The following is a 21,300-nucleotide window of genomic DNA, read 5'->3' on the forward strand; positions in this document are numbered from 1 at the left end:
GGCGAACGTGGTTCAAGCTCGTGGCGGTAAGTTTAAGACATTGAGCAAATCGGCTACACTCGACAGATCACCGATCACACGCCGGTATGGTGGTGGTGAACTTTTGATCAGGGTTGGTGTAGCCAGAATCTTTTGATTCTCAGCTTGCTGAGGGTCAGCAAGCACATCAATGATCGTCAACTCACACTCATACTCGGCCAAATCGTGATCGATCATGTGGCGGAGCGTATGAATGGCTCGCTCGGCACGTGGTGTCTGACCGGCGATATAAAGATGCAAAACAATCTTACTCACAGTCTATCATCCCGACAGCAGGCACGATTGTCACCACCGCTAACGTTCTAGATCGTGAGACGCCACGTCACCGGCGGCTAACGTGCGATAGTACGATGCCAAATGCCCCATCAATTCAAGCAATATGAGGCGACCTTCTTCAAAATAGGCTTGCAATTTCTTCGGTGTGTGGTACTGACTCCGATCACGCATTGCTTGTAAATGTACCTCGATCAAATCGCGTGGTGTCGCCCAAACCGAACCAAACCATTCACCCAACATACGCACCGACCATGACGGCATCGATGTGCGATGGATACGACTAGATAATGCTTCTTCCAGCAGCACACCATACCGTTCGAGACCTTGGTTGAAGAGATGGGGAGCCCGTAGGCGTAGCGGTTCGAGCCGCGAACGCACCAGATCGTCGGGACGCGACATTGCCTCAACGTTGATCAATTCGCGCTCCATTTGGCGGACCTGCTCACGCAGCAATGCTGCCTCAGCAGCCATTTGAGCCGCGCGGCGTTGGGCTGTAATATCTTGGTGAGCCACGACTAAACCGCGCTGTTCACCGCGCAACGGCACTGCCCGCAAGGCATACCAACGCTCACCTTGTGCTCCCGTATCGGCATACTCATAGGTAAACTCGGCTTGCTCACCGGCAAGCACCGTCTGCAAACCCTGAACTACCTCCGGAGCAGCAGTACTCAACCCAATCGCTGCGCAGGCCGCTGCGTATTCGACGCCCACCCCAACTGCCGTAACGTCGGTACAGCCATGCTGACGCGCCAACGCGATCCATGCATCATTCACGGCCACAATTTTACTATGCTCATCGAGGACCACAATTTCACTAGATAGGGAATTGAGAATGGCAATGCTGAACGCTTCAGCAGCTCGCAATGCCGCTTCAGCCTGTCGCTCGAACGTCACATCACGCAACGTGATCAAGAGCGCATCCTGTCCCTCCCAAACAATCGACAGCACCCGCATTTCAGCAACAGCAAAATCACCGTTGGGACGTAACACTTCAACTTCTGCGCGTTCTCCAAGGACGAGCGGGAACCCAAACAGTTGCCCGTGTAACTCTGCACCGTGACGGTTGAGCAACTGTTCGGCTGCCCGATTGAGGAAGCGTACTGTACCGCTCCGATCAACAATGATCACGCCATCAGCATCGTGGCTAACAACTGCGCGTAGGTTTTCTTCGGCTGTCGAGGGTGAGAACATCTCGATGTCGCCTACCTCCGTGCTTTCATTCGATACAAAGCTATCAATTCCCAAACGTGTTTATCTGCCGAAACTGCCAACGTTCGTACAATGGCCGGCTGACATTCCGCAATAGCATGATGAAACTATCTGCAATTTGTGTCAAGCCAGCCATTGTGAAAATGATCACTGTATTCGTAATTTTTTATACTTCAGACTACACGTAGCGCTTGATTCAGATCGGCTATTAAATCTTCAGGATGCTCAACCCCAACCGATAATCGAATCATCGCCGGGCCGATCCCGAACACGACCCGCTCTTCCGGGTCGACATCAGCATGGGTCATGGTTGCCGGATGCTCGGCCAACGACTCGGTCCCTCCCAAACTCACCGCCAAACGGATCAGTTGCAGATGGTTAAGAAAGCGAAACGCTTCGGCTTCACCCCCATGCAGATCGAACGAAATCATCGCTCCCGGACCCAAACACTGCCGCCGGTAAATGTGATATTGGGGATCATCACTGTCGAGATGACCCAAATAATAGACCCGTGCCACTTTGGGATGGCCGGCTAGAAAATCGGCTACACGCCGTGCCCCGGCCTGTTGCGCCTCCATCCGCACCTTCAGCGTTTCCAGCGACCGCAAGAGCAGCCAGCCGGTGTGGGCGCCCGCCATCGTGCCCATAATTGTGCGCATACCCTTGACCTGTGCGATCAGCTCGCGGCTACCGAGACACACACCGGCAATCACATCACTATGCCCACCGATGTATTTGGTCGCCGAATAGAGCACCAGATCGGCGCCGTGCGCCAATGGATGCTGCCAGAGTGGGCCAAGGAAGGTGTTGTCAACCGCTGTCAACACCCGGCGCGGCGCCCGTTTCGCCAACGCCGCGAAGCCAGCAATATCCACCAGCGCATTGGTCGGGTTGGCCGGCGTTTCGAGGTAGATCATCCCCACTGCGTCAAACAACCCGGCCCGCCGGAGCTGAGTCTCGACCTGTTCGGGTGAAACGCCTGAGACAAAGCCGTACCGCCGGATACCAAAGGCCGGCAAAATGTGTTTGAGCAGGTAATCGGTGCCGCCATACACTGGCTCGCTATGCACAATCACATCACCGGGGCGCAGAAATGTCAGCAGGGTCGTTGTAATCGCTGCCATTCCGCTCGCGAACACTGCTGCCGCTTCAGCTTGATCCCACAACGTTAGTCGATCTTCCAGTATTTCGAGATCGGGATTGTTATGTCGACTATAGATCAGCCCAATCTCCTCTCCTTCGTGGGGAAGGCGCAGACCATAGGCAATCTCGAAAAAGGCTTTTCCCTCTTCTGCCGACTGAAAGACGAACGTTGATGTTTGAAAAATCGGACACTTAATCGCGCCTTCTGACAGTGCTGGCACATAGCCATAGCTCATCATCAGGCTTTCCGGATGCAGCCGATGGCCGTCAATAGTGGTTTGTTTGCTCTGTTTGGTCATACACGCCTCCCTGCGCATGAGCACCATCGCTCGGTTACGGTAGCAATTGTGCAATACTGTAGATGATGAGACCAACTAAACCCCCTACAATGGTACCATTAATGCGGATAAATTGCAGATCGCGCCCAAATTGTAATTCGATCTTGCGCGTCACTTCCGCCGTATCCCAGCTATGTATGATCTGAGTCACGAATTCACCGATTGCCCGCCGGTAACGTCGGACCAAAGCTGCGACTGCCGCAGTGAGCCACCGCTCGATTTTTGCCCGCCATTCAGGATCACGTTCAAGGATGTCGGCAAATTGGGTAACGGCCGGCGCGATTGAACGACGCAACGGTGAGGCAGGCGTCACGCTTTGCTCGAGCAACGTCAGTTTGACATCACGCCAACTCGCCTCCACCCATTCACGAAGGAGTGGATGCACCAACACTTCGCGCTTCAACGCTTCGCCTTGTTGCTGAATCTGCGGATCAAATTGCAGATTAACGATCCAACGATCGATCAGCGCGGTAAATTGCTGGTAGAGCGGATGATCAGGATCTTCACGCAATTCGCGTAACAAACGCTGTACACCCTCCAATAACCGTTCGTAGATGCGTTGGTCGACGATCCGCGGGACCCACACCGGCAACTCACCGGCGATACGACGCCGGATTTCTACTTCGTTGCTCGCTATGACCTCAGCTAATAAACTCACAATCTGCATGAGCACATCGCGCTGATGCCCACCGGCCAGCAATACGCCTAATAAACGTCCGAGCAACGGTGCCACCGGAATCGTTTCTAACCAACGGCTCAAACCGTTCGCCAGCGCCTGACTCACATCCTCATCGTTCACCACCCGCAACACGCCACTCACCGCCTCCGCAGCGAGATCGGCTACCTGTTCACCCCGTTTGGGGTTCCGCAACCAATGCGCAAGGCGAGTCGCCGGGTCGTGGCGACAGATGCGCTCGGTAATCTGATCGGGATCGAGAAAGTTCGTCTCGATAAAACGACCAAAACTCACCGCAATGCGTGTTTTGCGGGCTGGAATGATTGCCGTATGCGGGATCGGTATGCCTAGCGGATGACGAAAGAGCGCCGTAACCGCAAACCAGTCTGCAAATGCACCGACCATCGCCGCTTCGGCAAAGGCACGGACATACGGTATCCACGGCATAGCATCACGCCAGATACTGGAACCCACAAAGAGCATGCCCGCCATAACTAAGAGACCGGTCGCTAGTAGTTGCATCCGGCGCAGATCTCGCAAACGTTGTTGATCCTCCATACCGGTTTCCTTGCATCAGAGCGGAGAGACATGCAATGTATTATAGAAGCTGTTATTCACTCACCGCTAACGCCTGCGCTCGACCGATCACATCCTGCAACTATGATATGATAACCGTATGATTACTAACGAAATCAATGGCTTTGCACCTGTCATTCTCGTCGGTATTGCCCTTGTCATCAGCATTACCGTTGACTGGATCGTCCGACGGCGTATCCAACGGTGGGCCGACGCTCGTAACCGGATCGTTATCGAAGCCATTGCCATCGCACTCGGCGGACAATTCACCTTCTGGACCTTGTTTCTGATCTTCCAACAAGTTGCCAACCACTTCCTCGCCGAGTCGACCATCACCGCCATCCAGCCTCTTCTCGATCTCGCCGGGATAATGGCGATCACAATCTTGATCGTGCGTTTGATCACGAATCTGGTCGACTCGTACCTTCGTCATCGCCAAATCGGTAACATTTCGCTCATCCAGAATCTGCTACGCGGGTTAGGCGCACTTGCGGTCGGTGGCACCCTCTTAATAAGCTATGGTGTGCCGCTTAGCCCGGTGCTCACCGTTATTGCCGGTTCGAGCCTTGGTCTGACCCTTGCCTTACGAGAACCGTTAGCAAACTTTTTCGCCGGCGTACAGATCATCGTCTCGAACCGGGTCAAGCCCGGTGATTACATTCGGCTCGCTTCCGGTGAAGAGGGATTTGTCACCGATATTCGCTGGTCCGACACGTACATTCGTCAGCTCGCTAACAACATCATCATTATTCCTAACGCACAGATGATTACACAGATCGTGACGAATTTTAGCCGCCCTGAACCGGAGCTAGCGGTGCTGGTTGATGTTGCTGTGAGTGCAGAGGCCGATCTGGAGCGTACCGAAGCTATTGCTTTGGAGGTGGCTCGTGAGGTGTTAACCACGACGACCGGTGGAGTCGCCACGTTTGAGCCGCTGGTGCGCTTTAACACGATCGACGCTACCGGCATCCGCTTCACCGTCGTCTTACGTGGACAAAGTTTTACCGATCAGTTTCTCCTGCGCCACGAGTTCATTAAACGATTACACACCCGTCTTCACCACGAGGGGATCGCTACGCCTACCCACATGGTACGGTTGTTCGCAGAAACATAACGGGCGGGCCGGCATGTATCTGCCAACCCACCCGACACCAGGCGACGATCTACCGCACGGAGTAGAGCAACCTGTGACCATCATCGCGCCGTCGCATACGCTCCCTCTCTGTGCTAAGACAACGGTAACGAACGATGTGAGGTGATATCCGAAATGATCGCGTTCAATACTTCAAGCAATGACCGGCACTCGGTAGGAACATTGGCGTCGGTGAAGCGCATAACTACAGTATCGATCTGAATGAGATAGTTCAACCGATCGCAACAGGGTGACGTAGGGACAGGTGTTGTTGCGAGACGTTCTCCATTCAGGGCAGCGATGATTGTCTGCAATCTGTTACGTTGCGCAGTGCTGAGTGTTGCGGTCATCACCGTTTTCCCCCGCTGGAGACGAACGTTCCCTGTTTCCAGATCGACCGTTAACCGATCATCAAACCCGGCAAATCCTCCACTGCACTCGAAGACGAGCAGCTTGTGAGAGGGTGAACCAGAACTACAAGCAGCAACGAACACAATGCTGTACAAAAGAACAACAAACGGGATGAGACGCAGACGTAAGAATCTACGCTGCATATAACGATAAAACTTGATCATTGCAGATCGACCTTCTTTGCGCAACGTACAATGATGTTAATACGTCGGTTTGACCGTCATCACTCCTTGCAAAGCTCGATCCGGTGGATCGGCAACCGGCAACCGATGGGTCAAAACAAGCGCCACAATGATGACCACCCACAACGGCCAACCGGTGATGCCCAGCGCCGTCGCCCAGATCGTGTCAACTGTCGCCCCTTCGCGGGTAAACAGCGCAATTGCGCCACCAAAGGCATTGATGCTGCCATGCCCGATCACCGCCGGCCAGACGCTTCCTGTCGCCAGCCTCGTCCACCCCAGTATGATGCCTACCAACACGCAGAACGCCGTCATCATCACCACGCCAAGCGCCGGATTAGTCGGGTAGTTGTAGCCGAGCAGGATGATTGGCGCGTGCCACAAGCCCCAAATCACGCCGCTGATGATCAACGCCGGCCATTGGCCGAGCGGCAACAACTGCGGCAAGAGATACCCCCGCCAGCCCCATTCTTCGCCAAACACTGGTGCCGCGTTGAGCAATGGCCCGGCGACCAATGCCACCCCTAGTTGCGCGATCACGATCGGCCATAACGAAATATTGGTTAGCGCCTCACCCGCACCCGCTGCGTTGAGCAGGGCGCGAAATCCAGACAATGACAAATCGAGATCGTAGACGCCGAACAATGCGCTGACAAACGGTGAAACGACCATCATGAGTCCGGGTACCGTCCACGCAAACAGCCAGTACCAGCCCCAGCGCCGGCCTTTGCCGATCCCCAACCCGGTCGCTTTCACGATTCCTCCCGGCGGCGGGCTAATCCAGCGGGTTACGATCAACGTCGCCAATGCCGGCGTGACCATCATCGCCAGCATCAGCGGCAACGCCAGCGGATCGGCCAGACCGGCCTCGCTCAGCCACAATGGCGCGCAGCACAACCACGCCAAGCCCACACTTAAACCAACAAACCAACCTAACCCACGCCAATTCAGCGCAGCCATCAGTGTTTCCTTTCGCGGCTAGCCGGCCCGGTGCAGCCGCCGCCACACAATGTACGAATACGGGATGGTCGCCAACGCCGGCACAATGATCAACGGAAAACTGGTCGCAAACAGCCAATCTTCCGGCACGAACAGGCTGACCAGCGCCGACGCCAAGCCGCCGGCCACGAACAAGCGCGCACCGACCCGGTGCGTGATCCGCCACACCTCCGGATCGGCCAGCGTCCACGGGGTGCGAATGCCGACAAAATAGTTTGGCGTCACCCGGCCTAACTCGTTTCCTAAGACCGCAATCAGCAGCGCCGCCCCAATGCTGATCAGCCGCGGGACGCTGATCGGCCAAGCGACCGCTCCACCAACGGTGATGACATGAATCACAGCAAAAAAGATGATGAGGCTATTCATAATCAGCGCGTATGTGCGCGCAAAGGCGACATACCCCTGCCCGTGCGGATCGATCCGCGGCAAGATCGGCGCGAGTGCGGCCATGAGCGTAGCGATCGCCGGTGGAAAGAAGGCCACAAACCACCGGCTGCCATAGCCATCAATTTCACCGGCTGCATTCCAGTGAATTGGCGCCGGATCGGGGATGAAGGGTAGCATCACTGCGCCAAACACCCACATCAGCGCCGTGATGACAATCATGAACCGCAGATTACGCATGGCCGCCCTCCTTTCGTTGTGTATCGGCATCTGCGCCAACCTTGAACAGGTCCATCAACAGAGTCAACACCTCTTGCAACACGGTTGTATTCAGGCGATAGATCATATGTTGGCCATGCCGCTCGGCAGTCACCAGATCCGCCGCCTTGAGCACGCTGAGATGGTGCGATACGCTCGGCGCCGAGATCGCAAATCGTGCCGCAATTTCGCCCGCTGTCATGTCGCGCTCGTTCAGCATCTGGAGAATCGCTCGCCGGGTCGGATCCGACAAGGCGTGAAGCGTGCGGGTGATAGCTTGTTCCATAGATAGTTAGCCAATCTTCTAAATACTCTCAACCCTTAGTATAGATAGCTTCACTGCATCATGTCAAGAGGAATGTATACTATATGTAACCATGCTGTAACTACGTTGACTACCCTACGCACAGAACCGCGCATTTACGCGCCTTGATGGCGCGCCATCAAAGGAGATTGGCAATGACACAGCCACCGAATGGCTTCGACCCAAATGACCCGATTGGGACGTGGCGGGCATGGCGTGACGCCAGCCTCGACGCATGGGCCAAGAGCCTCACCGCAATGGTCAATACCGAGACCTTCTCACAAGCAATAGGCGCCCAACTCGATGCCCTTCTCGCCGTCTCTGGCCCAATTCAGCAAGCAGTACAACAGTACATGGAACGGTATCTGGCCCAAGCCCAGATGCCTTCGCGCAATGAGGTAATCTCATTAGCCAGCCGGCTCACCAACATCGAGTTTCGGCTTGATGATATGCAAGCCCAACTCGATGAGTTGACCGATATGGTCCGAGCCTTGGCCGCTGCTGGTCCAATGACACCGACCGATGTGAGCATGATCGGTGAAAAACTCACCGCAATTGAAGAGCAATTGACCGCCATCGCGGCTGCCCGTCCGACTGCTCGTAACCGCAAGACGACGACTGAAGATAAAGAGTAGGAGTGTTTTGCCATGACTAGTGCAGATGCTGCACCGATCGATTTCGATCGGATGACCGAGCAGTTGCTGAAGGAGATTGAGCGCACCACGAAGAGCAGCGATATGGCTGCCCGGATTGCGACCAATCGTATCAAAGTCGCGGTCGGTCAGACGCCAAAAGAGCAGATTTGGGCGCTGAATAAGATGCGCCTGTACCACTACTATCCGCAGGTGCCGCCGGAGCAGCGCAAACCGATCCCACTGCTTTTGGTCTTCGCGCTGATCAACCGGCCATATATCTTCGACTTGCGTCCCGGTAACAGCTTCGTCGAGTTCATGCTTAAGCATGGCTACGAAGTCTATCTGCTCGACTGGGGTACCCCCGGCCCGGAAGATGCACATTACGATTTTGAGGACTTCTCGCTGAAGTTTTTGCCCCGTGCAATCCGGGCTATGAAGCGTCACAGCGGCAAGAACGAGTTTAGCATGTTGGGTTGGTGCATCGGAGCGACAATCGTCACCATTTATGCAGCGATGCGCCCCGATGATGGGCTGCGTAACCTGATTTTGCTGACTGCGCCAATCGATTTTAGCGACAAAGAGGGGAGTACCTTCAGCCGCTGGCTCAATACCGAGTACTACAACGTCGATGAACTGGTGCGCCAGTTCGGGAATGTGCCCGCCGCTATCATCGAATACGGCAATAAGATGCTGAAGCCGGTCGAGAATTATATCGGCACCTACTTGAAGCTGTGGGATAACCTCGATAACCCGGCTGTGGTCGAGGCATGGCTTGCCATGAATACATGGGTGACCGATAATGTTGATTTTCCCGGCGCTGCGTTCCGCCAATGGGTCGTTGAGTTCTTCCGCGAAAATCGGCTGATGGAAAATAAGCTCATGATGGAAGGGCGCGTCGTTGATCTTGCCAATATCAAGGCAAACTTGCTCAATGTGATCGCCGACAAGGACCATATCGTCCCCAACTGCCAGTCGCGCTCGGTGATGGATCGCGTCGGAAGTAAGGATAAGAAGCTGATCGAACTGAAAGGTGGTCATATCGGCATTATGGTCGGTAGTGGTGCCAGCAAGCGAGCATGGCCTCAGATCGAATCATGGCTGAGCGAGCGTAGCAACTAGCATTCCCGTCACGTCAGTCAGACACTGTTTGGCATCGTCGTTGTCTGCTAACGACGATGCTAGGGCTCTTTGTTTTCTCAATTTCGTCGCAGCCAGCATTTTTGGCGCTTGAAAAACCAGAAGGAGAACGGTATGCGCCTGAGCGGAAAAGTTGCTATCGTAACCGGCGGTGGGCAGGGCATTGGCCGTGCCACGGCGCTCCTGTTCGGCAAAGAGGGAGCGAAAGTTGCCGTCGCCGATATTAACGAGGAAGCAGCCACAGCGACTGCTAACGCGATTCTTGAGGCTGGCGGACAGGCGAAGGCCTTTGTAGTGAATGTCGGGCAAGCAGCTTCGGTGGAGGCGATGGTCAAGGGAGTTGTCGAATGGGCCGGTACCGTTGATATTCTCGTGAACAACGCCGGTATCACCCGCGATGCTCGTATGGTCAAGATGACCGAAGAGCAGTTCGACGCGGTGATTAATGTCAATCTGAAGGGCGTTTGGCTCTGCACCAAGTATGTCGCGCCGATTATGCTCGAAAAGGGCAAAGGCTCGATCATTAACGCCGCCTCGATCGTCGCTTTCAACGGTAATTTCGGCCAGACCAATTATGTCGCCTCGAAGGCCGGCGTGATCGGGATGACAAAGACGTGGGCGCGCGAGTTCGGACCAAGTGGTATCCGAGTAAACGCGGTGGCTCCCGGCTTTACCCAGACTGATATGATCGCGCATGTGCCCGAAAAGGTGCTCGATGAGTTTAAGGGTCGCACACCGCTCCGCCGGCTGGCCACGCCCGAAGATGTAGCATATGCTTACCTCTTCCTCGCCTCCGACGAGTCAGGTTTTATCACCGGTGAGGTGTTGCCGGTTGATGGAGGCTTAGATCTGTAGTACGGCCACCCCTCGTGAGTGCCCGTTGGGGCCCCCTTGTGGGTGCCCCCCTCGTGAGTGCCCGTTGGGGCACCCCTTGTGGGTGCCCCCCTTGTGGCTGCCCCCCCTTGTGGCTGCCCCCCCTTGTGGCTGCCCCCCTTGTGGCTGCCCCCCTTGTGGCTACCCCCTTGTGGCTACCCCCTCGTGGGTGCCCGTGCCCGTGTTGGGGCACCCCTTGTGGGTGTCCTCGGTAGTACCTCTTACTCCCTCTCACTACGTTGCAGCGCTGCACCACCTGCCAACGCCGCCACACCCAAGCCGGCCAGCCATGCTAACGGTGCGAGCTCGCCACCTGTGTTAGGCAGCGTTGCCGGCACCGGCTGCGTCGGCGTCTCTGGCTGCGCCGGTGTCGTTGCCGGTGCTGCACCGATAGCAATGCGCCCATCAACCGCCGGATTGACCGGTGAATTGGCCGCAATGTATTCCTCTACCACATCGGCCAAAATGAAGCCGGTGTCAACCTGATTGCGCCCGCGGGTAAAGACGCTGTAGCCGTCGCCGCCGGTCAGCATAAAGTTGTTGGTCACAACAACATAGTCGGCGTTCGGGTCAATCGGTTTACCATCGACGGTTACGCTGGTTACCCGACTCGTCGCAGGTAGCGACGGATCGTAGGTGAAGCGCAGCCCGGCCACTTGCGGGAACCGACCGGCGCCGCTCTCAACCTGGCTTACGCCATTGTTAAGCGCTTCGATGATCTGTGCCCCGGTGAGTGTTACGAGCGCCAGCGTATTACCGAACGGCAAGACCTCTAAAATCTGGCCGACAGTTACCGGACCGGCAGGGATCGACGCTCGGATACCGCCACCATTGGTAATGGCAATAGTGGCTCCTGAATTACGTGCCTTCGCCAGCATCGCCTCGGCCACTAGATTACCCAGATTGGTCTCGCGTGAGCGGATGTTGGTTCGGTTACCATCGAGATCAACTGCGGTTGCGCCAACCACGCGGGCACGCAACTGATCGAGAGGGCCACGGAACACGGCAATCCGATTCTCGAACCCTTGATCTGCCGGTAGCGACGGTAAGATTTCGGTTGGATTACCCTGCAAATCGATCACCGTACCGGCAGCGTTGAAGGCCACGGTGATGTCACCTAACCAGCGACCCCACTCCCAGTCGGTCACAACTACCACCGGCTTACCATCCGGCCCAGCGATGAGTTCGGGGTACGGCGGTGTACGTACATTGTTCATCGGCCCCATCGGGGTGTGCGAGTGACCGCCGATAATCAGACTCATCCCACCAACTTCGCGTGCAATCTGGCGATCAACATTAATACCGACGTGGGTCAGAGCGATGATCGTGAAGACACCTTCCGCCTTCAGCGCAGCAACCTGCTGCCGCGCCGCTTCAATCGCCGATGTGAAGCTAATGCCGGAGCCGGCGTTCGAGAGCACGCCGGTGTCTTCTGGGGTGAGGCTGAAGATGCCGATCTTCCGGCCATCTTTTTCGATAATCGTGCGCGGCTTGATTAAGCCGGCCAGCGGATTGCCGGCGGCAACCGCAATATTCGCGCTCAACACTGGGAATTTGGCCCGCGTGATGAAGTCAACCAGCGCCTGCGGCCCCTTGTCAAATTCGTGATTGCCGACGGCCATCGCCTCATAGCCAATTGCGTTATAGAACTCGAGATCGGCCATGCCGTTGTATTGGTTGAAGTAGAGCGTCCCTTGGAATACATCACCGGCATCAACCAGTAAGGTCGGCATTGCCGTCTCGCGACGGATCTTGTCAATTAATGCTTTACGGCGCGAGACACCGCCGTGAACCGGATTGTTACCACTGAACACCGGTTCAATCCGGGCATGGTGATCATTCGTGTGCAGAATCCGCATGCGAAACGCAGGGTTTTCCTGCGCCAACGCTAGCCGGAAGCTGCCATCACTGTAGATCGAAAGCAATGCGCCAGCACCGAGAGCAACCGTCCCTTTGAGAAACCGCCGACGTGAGATCTTCTCCATAAGGTATGGTCTCCATTTCAAGTCACGAACAACCAACGCTCGCTACACCGCCAATCGTCACGGTGTCGGTTAACAGAGAACACACAGACCGCGAGGTACAAACCGACATTTATGCTGGTATGGGCATGCGCATAGTACCGTAGATACGACATTTTGGCAAGTGAATCAAGGAGCGTTTCTACCCATTCTGAAGCACTTAAACGATTATTCAATCGCTCTTAATCGTTTCTTGATACAACTGCATCTCATTGCGATGATGAACATACATTTGGACGGCGGGAGTTAGACGCTCGCAGCAAAGAGAGCGCCATCGTTCCAATTATGTCGTGTCATAGGTGCCTGTTGGGGACCCCTCGTGGGTGCCCTTGGGTGCCCGCCAGCATAAGGTATAATATCAGTGACCCCGACAACACTGACTCGATAAGGAGCAATGTATACCCCGCACTGAACTAACGCCCGCGCTGATCGGCGCCATCGAAGAGGTGCAACAGCGTGTGCTTTGGTTGGCGACCTTAATGATCTACCACGCGAACCATGTCCGCCATAATCCCGACGGGGTGAAGGTGGGTGGTCATCAGGCTTCGTCGGCTTCGATGGTCACGATTATGACTACACTCTATCTGCACTACTTGCGTCCCGGTGATCGGGTGTCGGTCAAGCCGCACGCTTCGCCGGTCTATCACGCGCTGCAATATTTGTTGGGCCGGCTCGATGCGCGCTACCTCACCCAATTGCGCGCGTTTGGCGGCCTCCAAGCGTACCCTTCGCGCACCAAAGACCCCGATCCGCCCGATTTTTCCACCGGCTCGGTCGGCCTCGGTGCAGTCGCCCCGGCCTTTGCCGCCCTCAGCGCACAATACGCCGCCTCTCATTTCAACCGGCCCGCCACCCAACGCTTTATCTCTCTCGTTGGCGATGCCGAACTCGATGAGGGCAATGTCTGGGAGGCTGTGATCGATCCGGCGCTCGCCGAACTCGATAATTTGCTCTGGATCGTTGATCTGAACCGGCAGAGTCTCGACCGAGTAGTACCTGGCATCCGCGCCGCGCACCTTAAGCGTCTCTTCGCCGAAAGTGGTTGGCGTGTATTGGAAGCTAAATACGGTTGTCGTCTGCAAACACTCTTTGCCCAACCGGGTGGCGATGTGCTGCGCACTCGCATCGACGAGATGAGTAACGAGGAGTATCAGGCTCTCATCCGTTTGCCCGGCCCCGACCTGCGCCCTCGCCTGATCAACGGTGACGAGCGGCTTGCCCGCTTGCTCGCCACCGTTCCCGATGAGGAGTTGCCGGCGACGCTGGCAAATCTCGGCGGTCATGATGTGATGGAATTACTCAAGACGCTTGCTGCCGCCGATGCTGAACCGCGCCGGCCAACCATCATCTTTGCCTACACGATTAAGGGTTGGGGATTGCCCATTGCCGGCAATCCGCTTAATCACTCGATGTTGCTCACACCCGAACAGATCGAGGCGCTACGCGAACAGTTCGGCATCGCCCCCGGTCACGAATGGGATCGCTTACCGCCCAACTCGCCCGGTGGCCAGCTCTGCGCTGAAGCCGCGGCCCGTCTGTATGGCGCGCCCGATCACACTGCGCCTGCCGTGACTATTCCCCTGCCCGACGAGATTGCCGTGCCGGCCAGTGGCATGGTCAGCACCCAAGACACCTTTGGCCGCTTTCTCGTGCGCGTCGCCGATATTGCTGGTTTGCGCGAACGGATTGTGACCGCATCGCCGGATGTGTCAGTTTCGACCAATTTGGCCGGCTGGATTAACAAGACTGGGGTGTTTGCCCGCCACGAAGAGCCGGATTTTGAGACTGAAGCCTATCGCATGTTGCGCTGGCGACGCTGGCCGGGTGGGCAGCATATTGAGCTGGGCATCTCTGAGATGAACCTCTTTATGCTGCTGGGGATGTTTGGCTTGGCGGGTGATCTAATTGGCGAACCGCTGATCCCGATCGGCACTGTCTACGATCCGTTTGTCTGCCGCGGCCTCGATGCGTTTATCTACGGCCTCTATTCGGGAGCGCGGTTTATTGTCGTCGGTACTCCCAGCGGCATTACTTTATCGCCCGAAGGCGGCGCGCACCAGTCATCGGTCACAGCCTCGTTAGGGATTGAGTTGCCCAATCTGGCGAGCTTCGAGCCGTGTTTTGCCCTTGAAACGACGTGGCTGCTGCGCGAGGCGCTCCGCCTCTGTATCGATCCCAACGGATCGGCGAGCTATCTTCGCCTTTCGACCCGCCCCATCGACCAAAGCCTACTCCAACCGGCCCTCGACCGGCTCGGCGCCGCCGAACTACGCCAACAAGTTCTGCGTGGCGGCTATCGGTTGATCGACCGCGCCGATTACCACGATCATCTACGTGCGCCGGTCGTGCAGATCGTCACCGGTGGAACACTCGTGCCCGAAGCGGTAGCAGCAGCCCAGTATCTGCACCGTGAAGGGGTAGCTGTGAATGTGATCAACCTCACCAGCGCCCGCCGTGTGTTCGAGCAATGGAAACAGGGCAGCGATATGAGCTGGCTCATCCCGCCCAGCGAACGCAACGCGCCCATCGTGACCGTTCACGACGCCGCTTCACACGCGCTGGCATGGCTCGGCTCCATCCACGGCGCACCACTGCGCGCCCTGGGTGTTGACCAATTTGGTCAGTCGGGAGCACGTGATGACCTCTATCGCGCATTTGGGCTTGATCCATTCTCGATTGCAGAAGCCGCTTTTGAACTGATCGATAGGTACGTGCTCTGAGTACGTATACCAATTGCCCCGACTGGTCATATCCGCAATTTACTAGCCGAAACCGTTCTTTTCTTTGGCTGTAATACTCCCGTAACACATTTCACAAACACGGATGAGCCGTTATAGAGTAAGCGTGTGAAGACCGATCGGCGGCTACTATTGTCTTTTGACCCAGGAGCAGTCTCATGCTTCCAACTAATGATCCACAGAACGAATTGCAACATCACGTTATTGATCTGATGACGAACATCTTTAGCCGGGTTATTGAAGAGCGAAAGCGCCATTATGCGCAGCAACCGAAGCCCAACAAGACATACCAGGGATCATCTCGGCATATGCCGTAAGCAATATGGCTATCTCGGGTGGCTTAGGATTGATTCCTGGTTCGTTCGGGCTGTTAGCGGTAGTCCCGGAAATTGGCCTTATCATTCGCAATCAAGTAGCGATGCTCTATGACATCGGGATGGCTTACGGTAAAGACAATGTCATCACCGTTGAATTACTGCTGGGAATTTTCGGCTCAGCCTTAGGTGCGGGCGGTATATCGTTGCTCACCAATGCATGCGAGCAAAATCCTCGTCCGCCGAGCCTCGCTTCGCGTCATTCAGCAGGTTATCAAATTGCTCGCCTGGCAAGTCACCCAACGCTTGATTAAGGCGACGATCAGCAAATGGCTCCCTATCGTCGGAGCTGTGGCAGTGGCCGCGTGGTCGTACTCCTCAACCAATCAAATCGGCCAAAAAGCGGTCGAGATATTTAACAAAGACATTCAGATTGTGTCAGAACAGGATGCACAACCTGAGGAATGGTTAAATGCCTTTGCACAGCGCATCTGCTATGCACAGTACCGCATCCGAATAGCAGACCTCAACAACTTGGTCAAAATCGACGGCAACGTCACGCCGGAAGAACAGACCTTTTTGTCCCAAACGTTCCAAGAATCGGGCCTGAGCGATCAACAAGCGCGTATCTTGCTCGCTGTGCTCCACACCAATACCAATTTCACAATTGATTATGAAGCCTTAGCTGCCCAACCTGAGGAGATAGTCGGTTTATTGATGAAGATGGTGGCATTAGCACGCTGCGATGGTGAACTGCATATCGCCGAGAAACTGTATATCACGCAGATGGCACAACGGCTGGGCATCGCCGAAACCGATCTGAACGAACTTTTTCGCTAGTGTAGCCTAGCCATACCTCAACTCCTACCCATCGGATAGGTTGGATGATAGTTACCAGACCGGGGCAGGCATGAAGCCGCCCCGATCACCTCTCAATCAGGATGCCTGCTTCTGGCCGCTTCCCAGCAGATCATTGCCAGCCTCCTGTCTGGCGTAGTAATATCACAGCTACTAAGGTCTGGGCAAAGGTCAAGGTTGCTATGGTCGGATCTGTTGCCTCATCGCGCGGTAGTTGCCCCTGCACCGGTAAGTATGCTCGCAAAGCCGCACTCACCCGATCAAGCACTGGATCATTTTCGGCCATCACGAGCATCGCCGGTATCCCGTCGTCATCGGCAGCGACCGGCCGTAGCTGTACGACCGCCGTCGCGCCAACTGCGTGGACGATACCGGCCAGATCAAACGCCATTGCCCGCCGCCGCAACGACATCTGCATGTCAAGCCCATCTGTTCCCGGAACGAAACGCAACACTACATCGGCCAACGGGCGCTGAGGCGCAATGTAGCGCTGGATGTCACGCTCGCGGGCCGGCCACGCCGCCTGTACTTCGGCCAGTGTATAGCCGCGCTGTTTGACATCCCGTTCTTCGCGCCAGCGCCGGTACAGGTCGGGATGCGGATCGAGATAGACGGTCAAGTCAAACAGCTCAGCTTGTACCGGCGGAGTGAGCGTGAGCGCGCCATACGCGATCACCAGACCGGTTGGCGCAACCCGTTCGCTGCCTCGCGGCGCACCGGTCACGTGGTCGTATACCGGCTTATTGATGGTTTGGCACCTGCGCAACGCCGCCAAATCAGCCGCCATGCGCTCAAGATCGGTCGCCGCCGGATCAGCGTCGGTCAAGCCGAGCGCCGCCCGTTCGGCCCGGCTGTAGCGCAGATAATCATCGAGACTGATCGGCGTCACACCTTGCGCACCCAGTAGACGAATAATCCCACGGGTCAGGGTCGTCTTGCCAGCGCCGCTCGCGCCAATCAGACCAAGCATCAGGGGTTGGTCGTCCATAACCTCTTCTCACGAAGCCGAACGCGATTTCCAATCGGCGAGAAACTGTTCGATCCCACGGTCAGTTAAGGGATGGCGCATTGCCTGCTGCAACACCTTAAACGGGCAGGTCGCAATATCAGCCCCCGCCAACGCCGCTTCGACAATGTGGCGCGGATGGCGGATCGAAGCGGCCAAGATTTTAGTCGTAATCTCGCGATCTTGGCGATAGATGCCGGCAATTTCGCGAATGAGCGCCATGCCGTCAACGCCGGTGTCATCCACCCGCCCGACAAAGGGGCTGATGATAAACGCGCCAGCCCGCGCCGCCAACAGCGCCTGCACCGAGTTGAAGCAGAGCGTGACGTTACAGCGGATGCCGTGCTTGGCCAACTGACTCACCGCGCGTAGCCCCTCGGTCGTGCTCGGCACCTTGATAATCACATTCGGATGCCACGAAGCGTATTCAATGCCCTCGCGCACCATACCCTCAGCATCGAGCGAGACGGTCTCGGCGCTGATCGGGCCATCAACCAGTTCGGCAATCTCGGTAATGATCGCCTTAAAGTCAGCACCGCGCTCACGCGCAATCAGGGTCGGGTTGGTCGTCACCCCGCTGAGAATGCCCCAACTGGCCGCTTCCCGAATTTCGGCCAGATTCGCCGTATCGAGATAGATCTGCATTGTGCTCCTCCTCTATTTGGGCGCCATCCGAATCGCGCCATCAAGCCGGATTACTTCGCCATTCAACATCGGATTTTCGATAATATGCTGCACCAGCGCAGCATACTCCGCCGGACGGCCAAGCCGCGAGGGGAAGGGTACCTGTGCGCCGAGCGATTCGCGCGCCGCCGCCGGCAAGCTAGCCATCATCGCTGTATCAAAAATACCCGGCGCGATCGTCATCACTCGGATACCAAACCGGGCCAATTCGCGCGCCGCCGGCAAGCCCATTCCCACCACCCCCGCCTTCGAGGCTGCATACGCTACTTGACCGATTTGGCCGTCGAAGGCAGCGATTGAGGCCGTGTTCACGATTATCCCTCGCTCACCCTCCTCGTTTGGCTGATTGTTCGCCATCGCCTGCGCTGCGTAAAGCATCATCTGAAACGTGCCAATCAAATTAACCTCGATCACCCGTTTGAAACGGGCCGGATCATGCACACCATCGCGCCCCAACATCCGCTCGGCCAACACAATCCCGGCGCAGCAGACCAGAGCATGCAGGCTGCCAACGTTTGTCGCTGCCGCCACCGCCGCCGCACACTGCGCCGGATCGGTAACATCGGTACGTACAAACCGCCCGCCAATCCGTTCGGCCAGCTCCATGCCGGCTGCCTCGTTGAGATCGGCGATCGTCACCCGCGCACCGGCTCCTGCCAATCGCTCGGCTGTCGCTGCCCCCAACCCTGATGCGCCACCCGTGACCAACGCACCCAGACCGTTCAGTTGCATTGCTTGCTCCTTTGCTCAGCGGGCAACTGCCCATTCAAAATGCATCCCATCACTGGCGCCGCGGCCATCGTAATTCCAGTGACCACCCCAGAAAAAACCGAGCGCATTGGCAATCGGCACCAATTCACGCACCGAGCCGCGATCACCTACCAGCGCTGCCGGTTTGTAGAATGCGTTCCACTGTGCATTGATATCAAATGCCGTGCCATACGCATGGTTGCTCAACGTGGTCGGATTGCTGCGAATGGTACGCGGCCACCATGCGCCATCAAATGTTAACACTAACTGCAAGAGTCCTGCATCTTCCCATGCCTGCCACAACCGGCGCAATTGGTCAGCCGCCACCCGATGGAAACGGATCCGCCCGCCGTTAGTATTGCGGAACCGGGCCAATTGCGGTATCGACACCTCGATCAGGTTCTGCGCCGCCCAATCGTTGGTGATGGTAATATCATCGCCGCTCTTGCGCACCCACTCGATTTTACCCAAGATTCGCTCGCGCTGGCCGTTGCGGTCGGTCAGAATGTTGAAATCGGGCATGGGCGGCCAATTCGGATCGCGACGCGGCGGCCCGGCCCGCACCACCTCCGGAGCAGTCAGCACATCGGCCATCCCCCCGGTCGGTTGTTGGGATGGGGATGACGCAAGATCAACCGCTATCACCTGAGATGATGCGCTCGCCGATTGCGTCGCCGGGCTGGTGGCTGTGGCAGAGGGTTGAACCGGCGTTTGTACCACATGCCCGGCGTTCACACGAGACGTTGCCGGTTTCGGCTGCCACGCCAGTACTTCTGGCGGACGCGGCAGATCGCTCATACACCGGATCACGCCATCCCCTCCACGATACAGGGTATCATAAGCGAACACCTGCACCTCATAGGTCATCCCCTGGATCGTCTCACGCACCACCCCGCTCAGCGGCGTGCCCAACTTTAATTCCAACGCCCGCTGGTGAAACGGATCGGTTGGATTGTACGGAACGCCGGCAACGTTGTACGTTTCGGCCCACAGTTGGGCATACTGCGGGCTAGCTGGGTCGGTTAAGCTGAGAAAGAAACAACCGGATTGCTGGCTCATCGGCGTGTAGAGGGTGTCGCCAGCAAAGACTTGCAGCGCAAACGCGCGGTCAGCCGTGACATAATTCCCGCTCAGGGCCGGGCCAAGTTTGGCTTGCAAGGCCACAAAATGGAAGCGCCAATCGGCGCGAAACTCGGTTTTACCCTCGAGCGGCGCGCGCGTCGCGCTCGCTTTCAACGCACTGCGATAGCTCGCCTCAATTAAGGCCCGGCTCACTCCGCCGGCAGGAATTGCGCCGATGTCCGGTCCTAGCAGATTGGACAAACTCTGCACGGCAGCATACTGGGTGCCTTCGTTGAAGATCGTATCGCGGGCAAAGACCTGAAAGTTATACGTCTTACCAGCGAGCGCCACCAGCGGCGGCTCGTTAGGAGCCAGCGGCGCGCCGAGATCAAACTTGCCCCAGTGCAGCGAAAAGGCCTGGTTGAGCCGCAATTGACCACCGCGCTGCCGCCACGTCACCGTCGCCAAACCCACCCACAGCTCCTGTTCGGGAGAGCGCACGCCGCTGCCGAGGATAACACCCTCAGCAGGGGCAACCGGCGCCGCCGGCGGCAAATACGGCAACACCCTCCGCTTCCCGCGGGCATCAGTGATGAGCATGCCAATATCAGCCAACGACAGGCCGTATTGCGCGGCCACCGCCGGCAACCAATCAGCCAGCACTGTGGCTTGCGCCTCGCTCAGATCGGTCAGCGTCGGCGCTGCAAGGCTCACAATCACCGCCACCCGGTCGAGATTATGCACTCGCCCCCGCCAAATTGCCCGGCCCAACCCATGACCGGCCCGCACAGGAGCGACCAGTTGATGCAATGTCCCATCCCGATCAAGGTAGAAATGAGGCAACATCACCGCATCCGCGCTTTGGTAGGCAGCCAGCGCCATCGCGGCATGCTGCGCGTCAGCCACTGCCACCACTAACGCCACCGGACTGCCTTCGCGACTCCTCCCCGCCCGATCCGGTCTTCCCACCGCGATCGCCTGCACCTCAGCGCTGCTCATGGCACGCTCCATCGTTACTAAAAATATTCTCGGCTCATCGTAGCACAGTGCTGTAGAGAAGGCAACGAATCGGAGGGAGACAGCGCGGGGGATAAGGGCCGATGACCCAATCGCAACGCGCGCAAAAGCGCAGAGATGCTAAACGCAAAGGCGCAGAGGAGGAAGTCGCACTAAGTAATGAGTGCTCCGGTAAACCTACTCCGCTGCCGATGCTAAACGCAAAGGCGCAGAGGAGGAAGTCGCACTAAGTAATGAGTGCTCCGGTAAACCTACTCCGCTGCCGATGCTAAACGCAT

General features: G+C 56.9%; 21 protein-coding genes. 8 read left to right on the plus strand and 13 right to left on the minus strand.

Translation table 11 applies throughout. From position 1 onward, the window contains the following. Positions 1-12: 12 nt before the first annotated feature. The 4 genes from ACP5OT_RS12720 to ACP5OT_RS12735 all read right to left on the minus strand — a co-directional run bounded on the left by ACP5OT_RS12720 (position 13) and on the right by ACP5OT_RS12735 (position 4,239). On the minus strand, positions 13-294 hold the full coding sequence (locus ACP5OT_RS12720; RefSeq protein ID WP_424677240.1) for a circadian clock KaiB family protein: 282 nt from the start codon (positions 292-294) through the stop codon (positions 13-15). Between the two features lie 39 nt (positions 295-333). Then, on the minus strand, positions 334-1,506 hold the full coding sequence (locus ACP5OT_RS12725) for a PAS domain-containing protein (protein ID WP_424677239.1): 1,173 nt from the start codon (positions 1,504-1,506) through the stop codon (positions 334-336). Positions 1,507-1,697: 191 nt separating this feature from the next. Continuing rightward, on the minus strand, positions 1,698-2,966 hold the full coding sequence (locus ACP5OT_RS12730; protein WP_424677238.1) for a cystathionine gamma-synthase family protein: 1,269 nt from the start codon (positions 2,964-2,966) through the stop codon (positions 1,698-1,700). Positions 2,967-3,000: 34 nt separating this feature from the next. Continuing rightward, positions 3,001-4,239, minus strand: coding sequence for a DUF445 domain-containing protein (locus ACP5OT_RS12735; protein ID WP_424677237.1), 1,239 nt, complete (start codon positions 4,237-4,239; stop codon positions 3,001-3,003). Positions 4,240-4,357: 118 nt separating this feature from the next. Between ACP5OT_RS12735 and ACP5OT_RS12740 the strand changes: the two genes are divergently transcribed. Further along, entirely contained in the window at positions 4,358-5,371 is a 1,014-nt protein-coding gene (locus tag ACP5OT_RS12740) for a mechanosensitive ion channel family protein (protein ID WP_424677236.1), read from the plus strand. A gap of 113 nt (positions 5,372-5,484) precedes the next feature. On the opposite strand, the gene ACP5OT_RS12745 is transcribed toward ACP5OT_RS12740, so the two are convergent. From ACP5OT_RS12745 to ACP5OT_RS12760, 4 genes are read right to left on the minus strand one after another with little or no spacing between them, the layout of a single operon-like run. Next, a complete protein-coding gene (locus ACP5OT_RS12745) occupies positions 5,485-5,964 on the minus strand; it encodes a protealysin inhibitor emfourin (protein ID WP_424677235.1) in 480 nt (159 codons plus the stop codon). A 36-nt stretch (positions 5,965-6,000) separates the two neighbouring features. Further along, positions 6,001-6,942, minus strand: a complete 942-nt coding sequence (locus ACP5OT_RS12750; protein ID WP_424677234.1) for a CPBP family intramembrane glutamic endopeptidase — start codon at positions 6,940-6,942, stop codon at positions 6,001-6,003. 18 nt (positions 6,943-6,960) lie between these two features. After that, positions 6,961-7,605: an SdpI family protein gene (locus ACP5OT_RS12755; RefSeq protein WP_424677233.1), complete on the minus strand. Its 645-nt coding sequence runs from the start codon at positions 7,603-7,605 to the stop codon at positions 6,961-6,963. Continuing rightward, positions 7,598-7,909, minus strand: coding sequence for an autorepressor SdpR family transcription factor (locus ACP5OT_RS12760; RefSeq protein ID WP_424677232.1), 312 nt, complete (start codon positions 7,907-7,909; stop codon positions 7,598-7,600). The genes ACP5OT_RS12755 and ACP5OT_RS12760 overlap by 8 nt, the downstream gene beginning before the upstream one ends. A gap of 173 nt (positions 7,910-8,082) precedes the next feature. Here ACP5OT_RS12760 and ACP5OT_RS12765 point away from each other — a divergent pair, with 173 nt between their 5' ends. From ACP5OT_RS12765 to fabG, 3 genes are all read left to right on the plus strand, one after another. Then, the gene (locus tag ACP5OT_RS12765; RefSeq protein WP_424677231.1) at positions 8,083-8,562 is read left to right on the plus strand and encodes a hypothetical protein; all 480 of its coding nucleotides are present in this window, start codon (positions 8,083-8,085) and stop codon (positions 8,560-8,562) included. 12 nt (positions 8,563-8,574) lie between these two features. Further along, on the plus strand, positions 8,575-9,681 hold the full coding sequence (locus ACP5OT_RS12770; protein WP_424677230.1) for a PHA/PHB synthase family protein: 1,107 nt from the start codon (positions 8,575-8,577) through the stop codon (positions 9,679-9,681). A 132-nt stretch (positions 9,682-9,813) separates the two neighbouring features. Next, on the plus strand, positions 9,814-10,554 hold the full coding sequence (fabG, locus tag ACP5OT_RS12775; protein ID WP_424677229.1) for a 3-oxoacyl-ACP reductase FabG: 741 nt from the start codon (positions 9,814-9,816) through the stop codon (positions 10,552-10,554). 239 nt (positions 10,555-10,793) lie between these two features. On the opposite strand, the gene ACP5OT_RS12780 is transcribed toward fabG, so the two are convergent. Then, positions 10,794-12,557, minus strand: a complete 1,764-nt coding sequence (locus ACP5OT_RS12780) for a 5'-nucleotidase C-terminal domain-containing protein (RefSeq protein WP_424676820.1) — start codon at positions 12,555-12,557, stop codon at positions 10,794-10,796. Positions 12,558-13,072: 515 nt separating this feature from the next. Here ACP5OT_RS12780 and ACP5OT_RS12785 point away from each other — a divergent pair. The 4 genes from ACP5OT_RS12785 (at position 13,073) to ACP5OT_RS12800 (ending at position 16,485) form a co-directional block, all read left to right on the plus strand. Then, on the plus strand, positions 13,073-15,313 hold the full coding sequence (locus ACP5OT_RS12785) for a transketolase-like TK C-terminal-containing protein (RefSeq protein ID WP_428132329.1): 2,241 nt from the start codon (positions 13,073-13,075) through the stop codon (positions 15,311-15,313). Positions 15,314-15,489: 176 nt separating this feature from the next. Beyond that, complete coding sequence (locus ACP5OT_RS12790; RefSeq protein ID WP_424676822.1) at positions 15,490-15,648, plus strand: hypothetical protein; 159 nt, start codon at positions 15,490-15,492, stop codon at positions 15,646-15,648. 5 nt (positions 15,649-15,653) lie between these two features. Then, the gene (locus ACP5OT_RS12795) at positions 15,654-15,959 is read left to right on the plus strand and encodes a hypothetical protein (RefSeq protein ID WP_424676823.1); all 306 of its coding nucleotides are present in this window, start codon (positions 15,654-15,656) and stop codon (positions 15,957-15,959) included. Next, the gene (locus ACP5OT_RS12800) at positions 15,925-16,485 is read left to right on the plus strand and encodes a TerB family tellurite resistance protein (RefSeq protein WP_424676824.1); all 561 of its coding nucleotides are present in this window, start codon (positions 15,925-15,927) and stop codon (positions 16,483-16,485) included. The genes ACP5OT_RS12795 and ACP5OT_RS12800 overlap by 35 nt, the downstream gene beginning before the upstream one ends. Before the next feature lie 130 nt (positions 16,486-16,615). On the opposite strand, the gene ACP5OT_RS12805 is transcribed toward ACP5OT_RS12800, so the two are convergent. Genes ACP5OT_RS12805 through ACP5OT_RS12820 form a run of 4 tightly spaced genes read right to left on the minus strand, consistent with a single transcriptional unit; the run spans position 16,616 to position 21,004 of the window. Next, positions 16,616-17,491 carry a uridine kinase gene (locus tag ACP5OT_RS12805; RefSeq protein ID WP_424676825.1) on the minus strand — a complete coding sequence of 292 codons (876 nt, stop codon included), beginning with the start codon at positions 17,489-17,491 and terminating at the stop codon, positions 16,616-16,618. A 9-nt stretch (positions 17,492-17,500) separates the two neighbouring features. Beyond that, complete coding sequence (gene fsa / locus ACP5OT_RS12810) at positions 17,501-18,154, minus strand: fructose-6-phosphate aldolase (protein WP_428132314.1); 654 nt, start codon at positions 18,152-18,154, stop codon at positions 17,501-17,503. Between the two features lie 12 nt (positions 18,155-18,166). Next, positions 18,167-18,925: an SDR family NAD(P)-dependent oxidoreductase gene (locus tag ACP5OT_RS12815; RefSeq protein WP_424676827.1), complete on the minus strand. Its 759-nt coding sequence runs from the start codon at positions 18,923-18,925 to the stop codon at positions 18,167-18,169. A gap of 15 nt (positions 18,926-18,940) precedes the next feature. Next, on the minus strand, positions 18,941-21,004 hold the full coding sequence (locus tag ACP5OT_RS12820) for a M15 family metallopeptidase (protein WP_428132316.1): 2,064 nt from the start codon (positions 21,002-21,004) through the stop codon (positions 18,941-18,943). Positions 21,005-21,300 lie beyond the last annotated feature (296 nt).

Origin of the sequence: Chloroflexus sp. (assembly GCF_049970315.1) — a bacterium.
In the GTDB taxonomy this organism is placed as follows: domain Bacteria; phylum Chloroflexota; class Chloroflexia; order Chloroflexales; family Chloroflexaceae; genus Chloroflexus.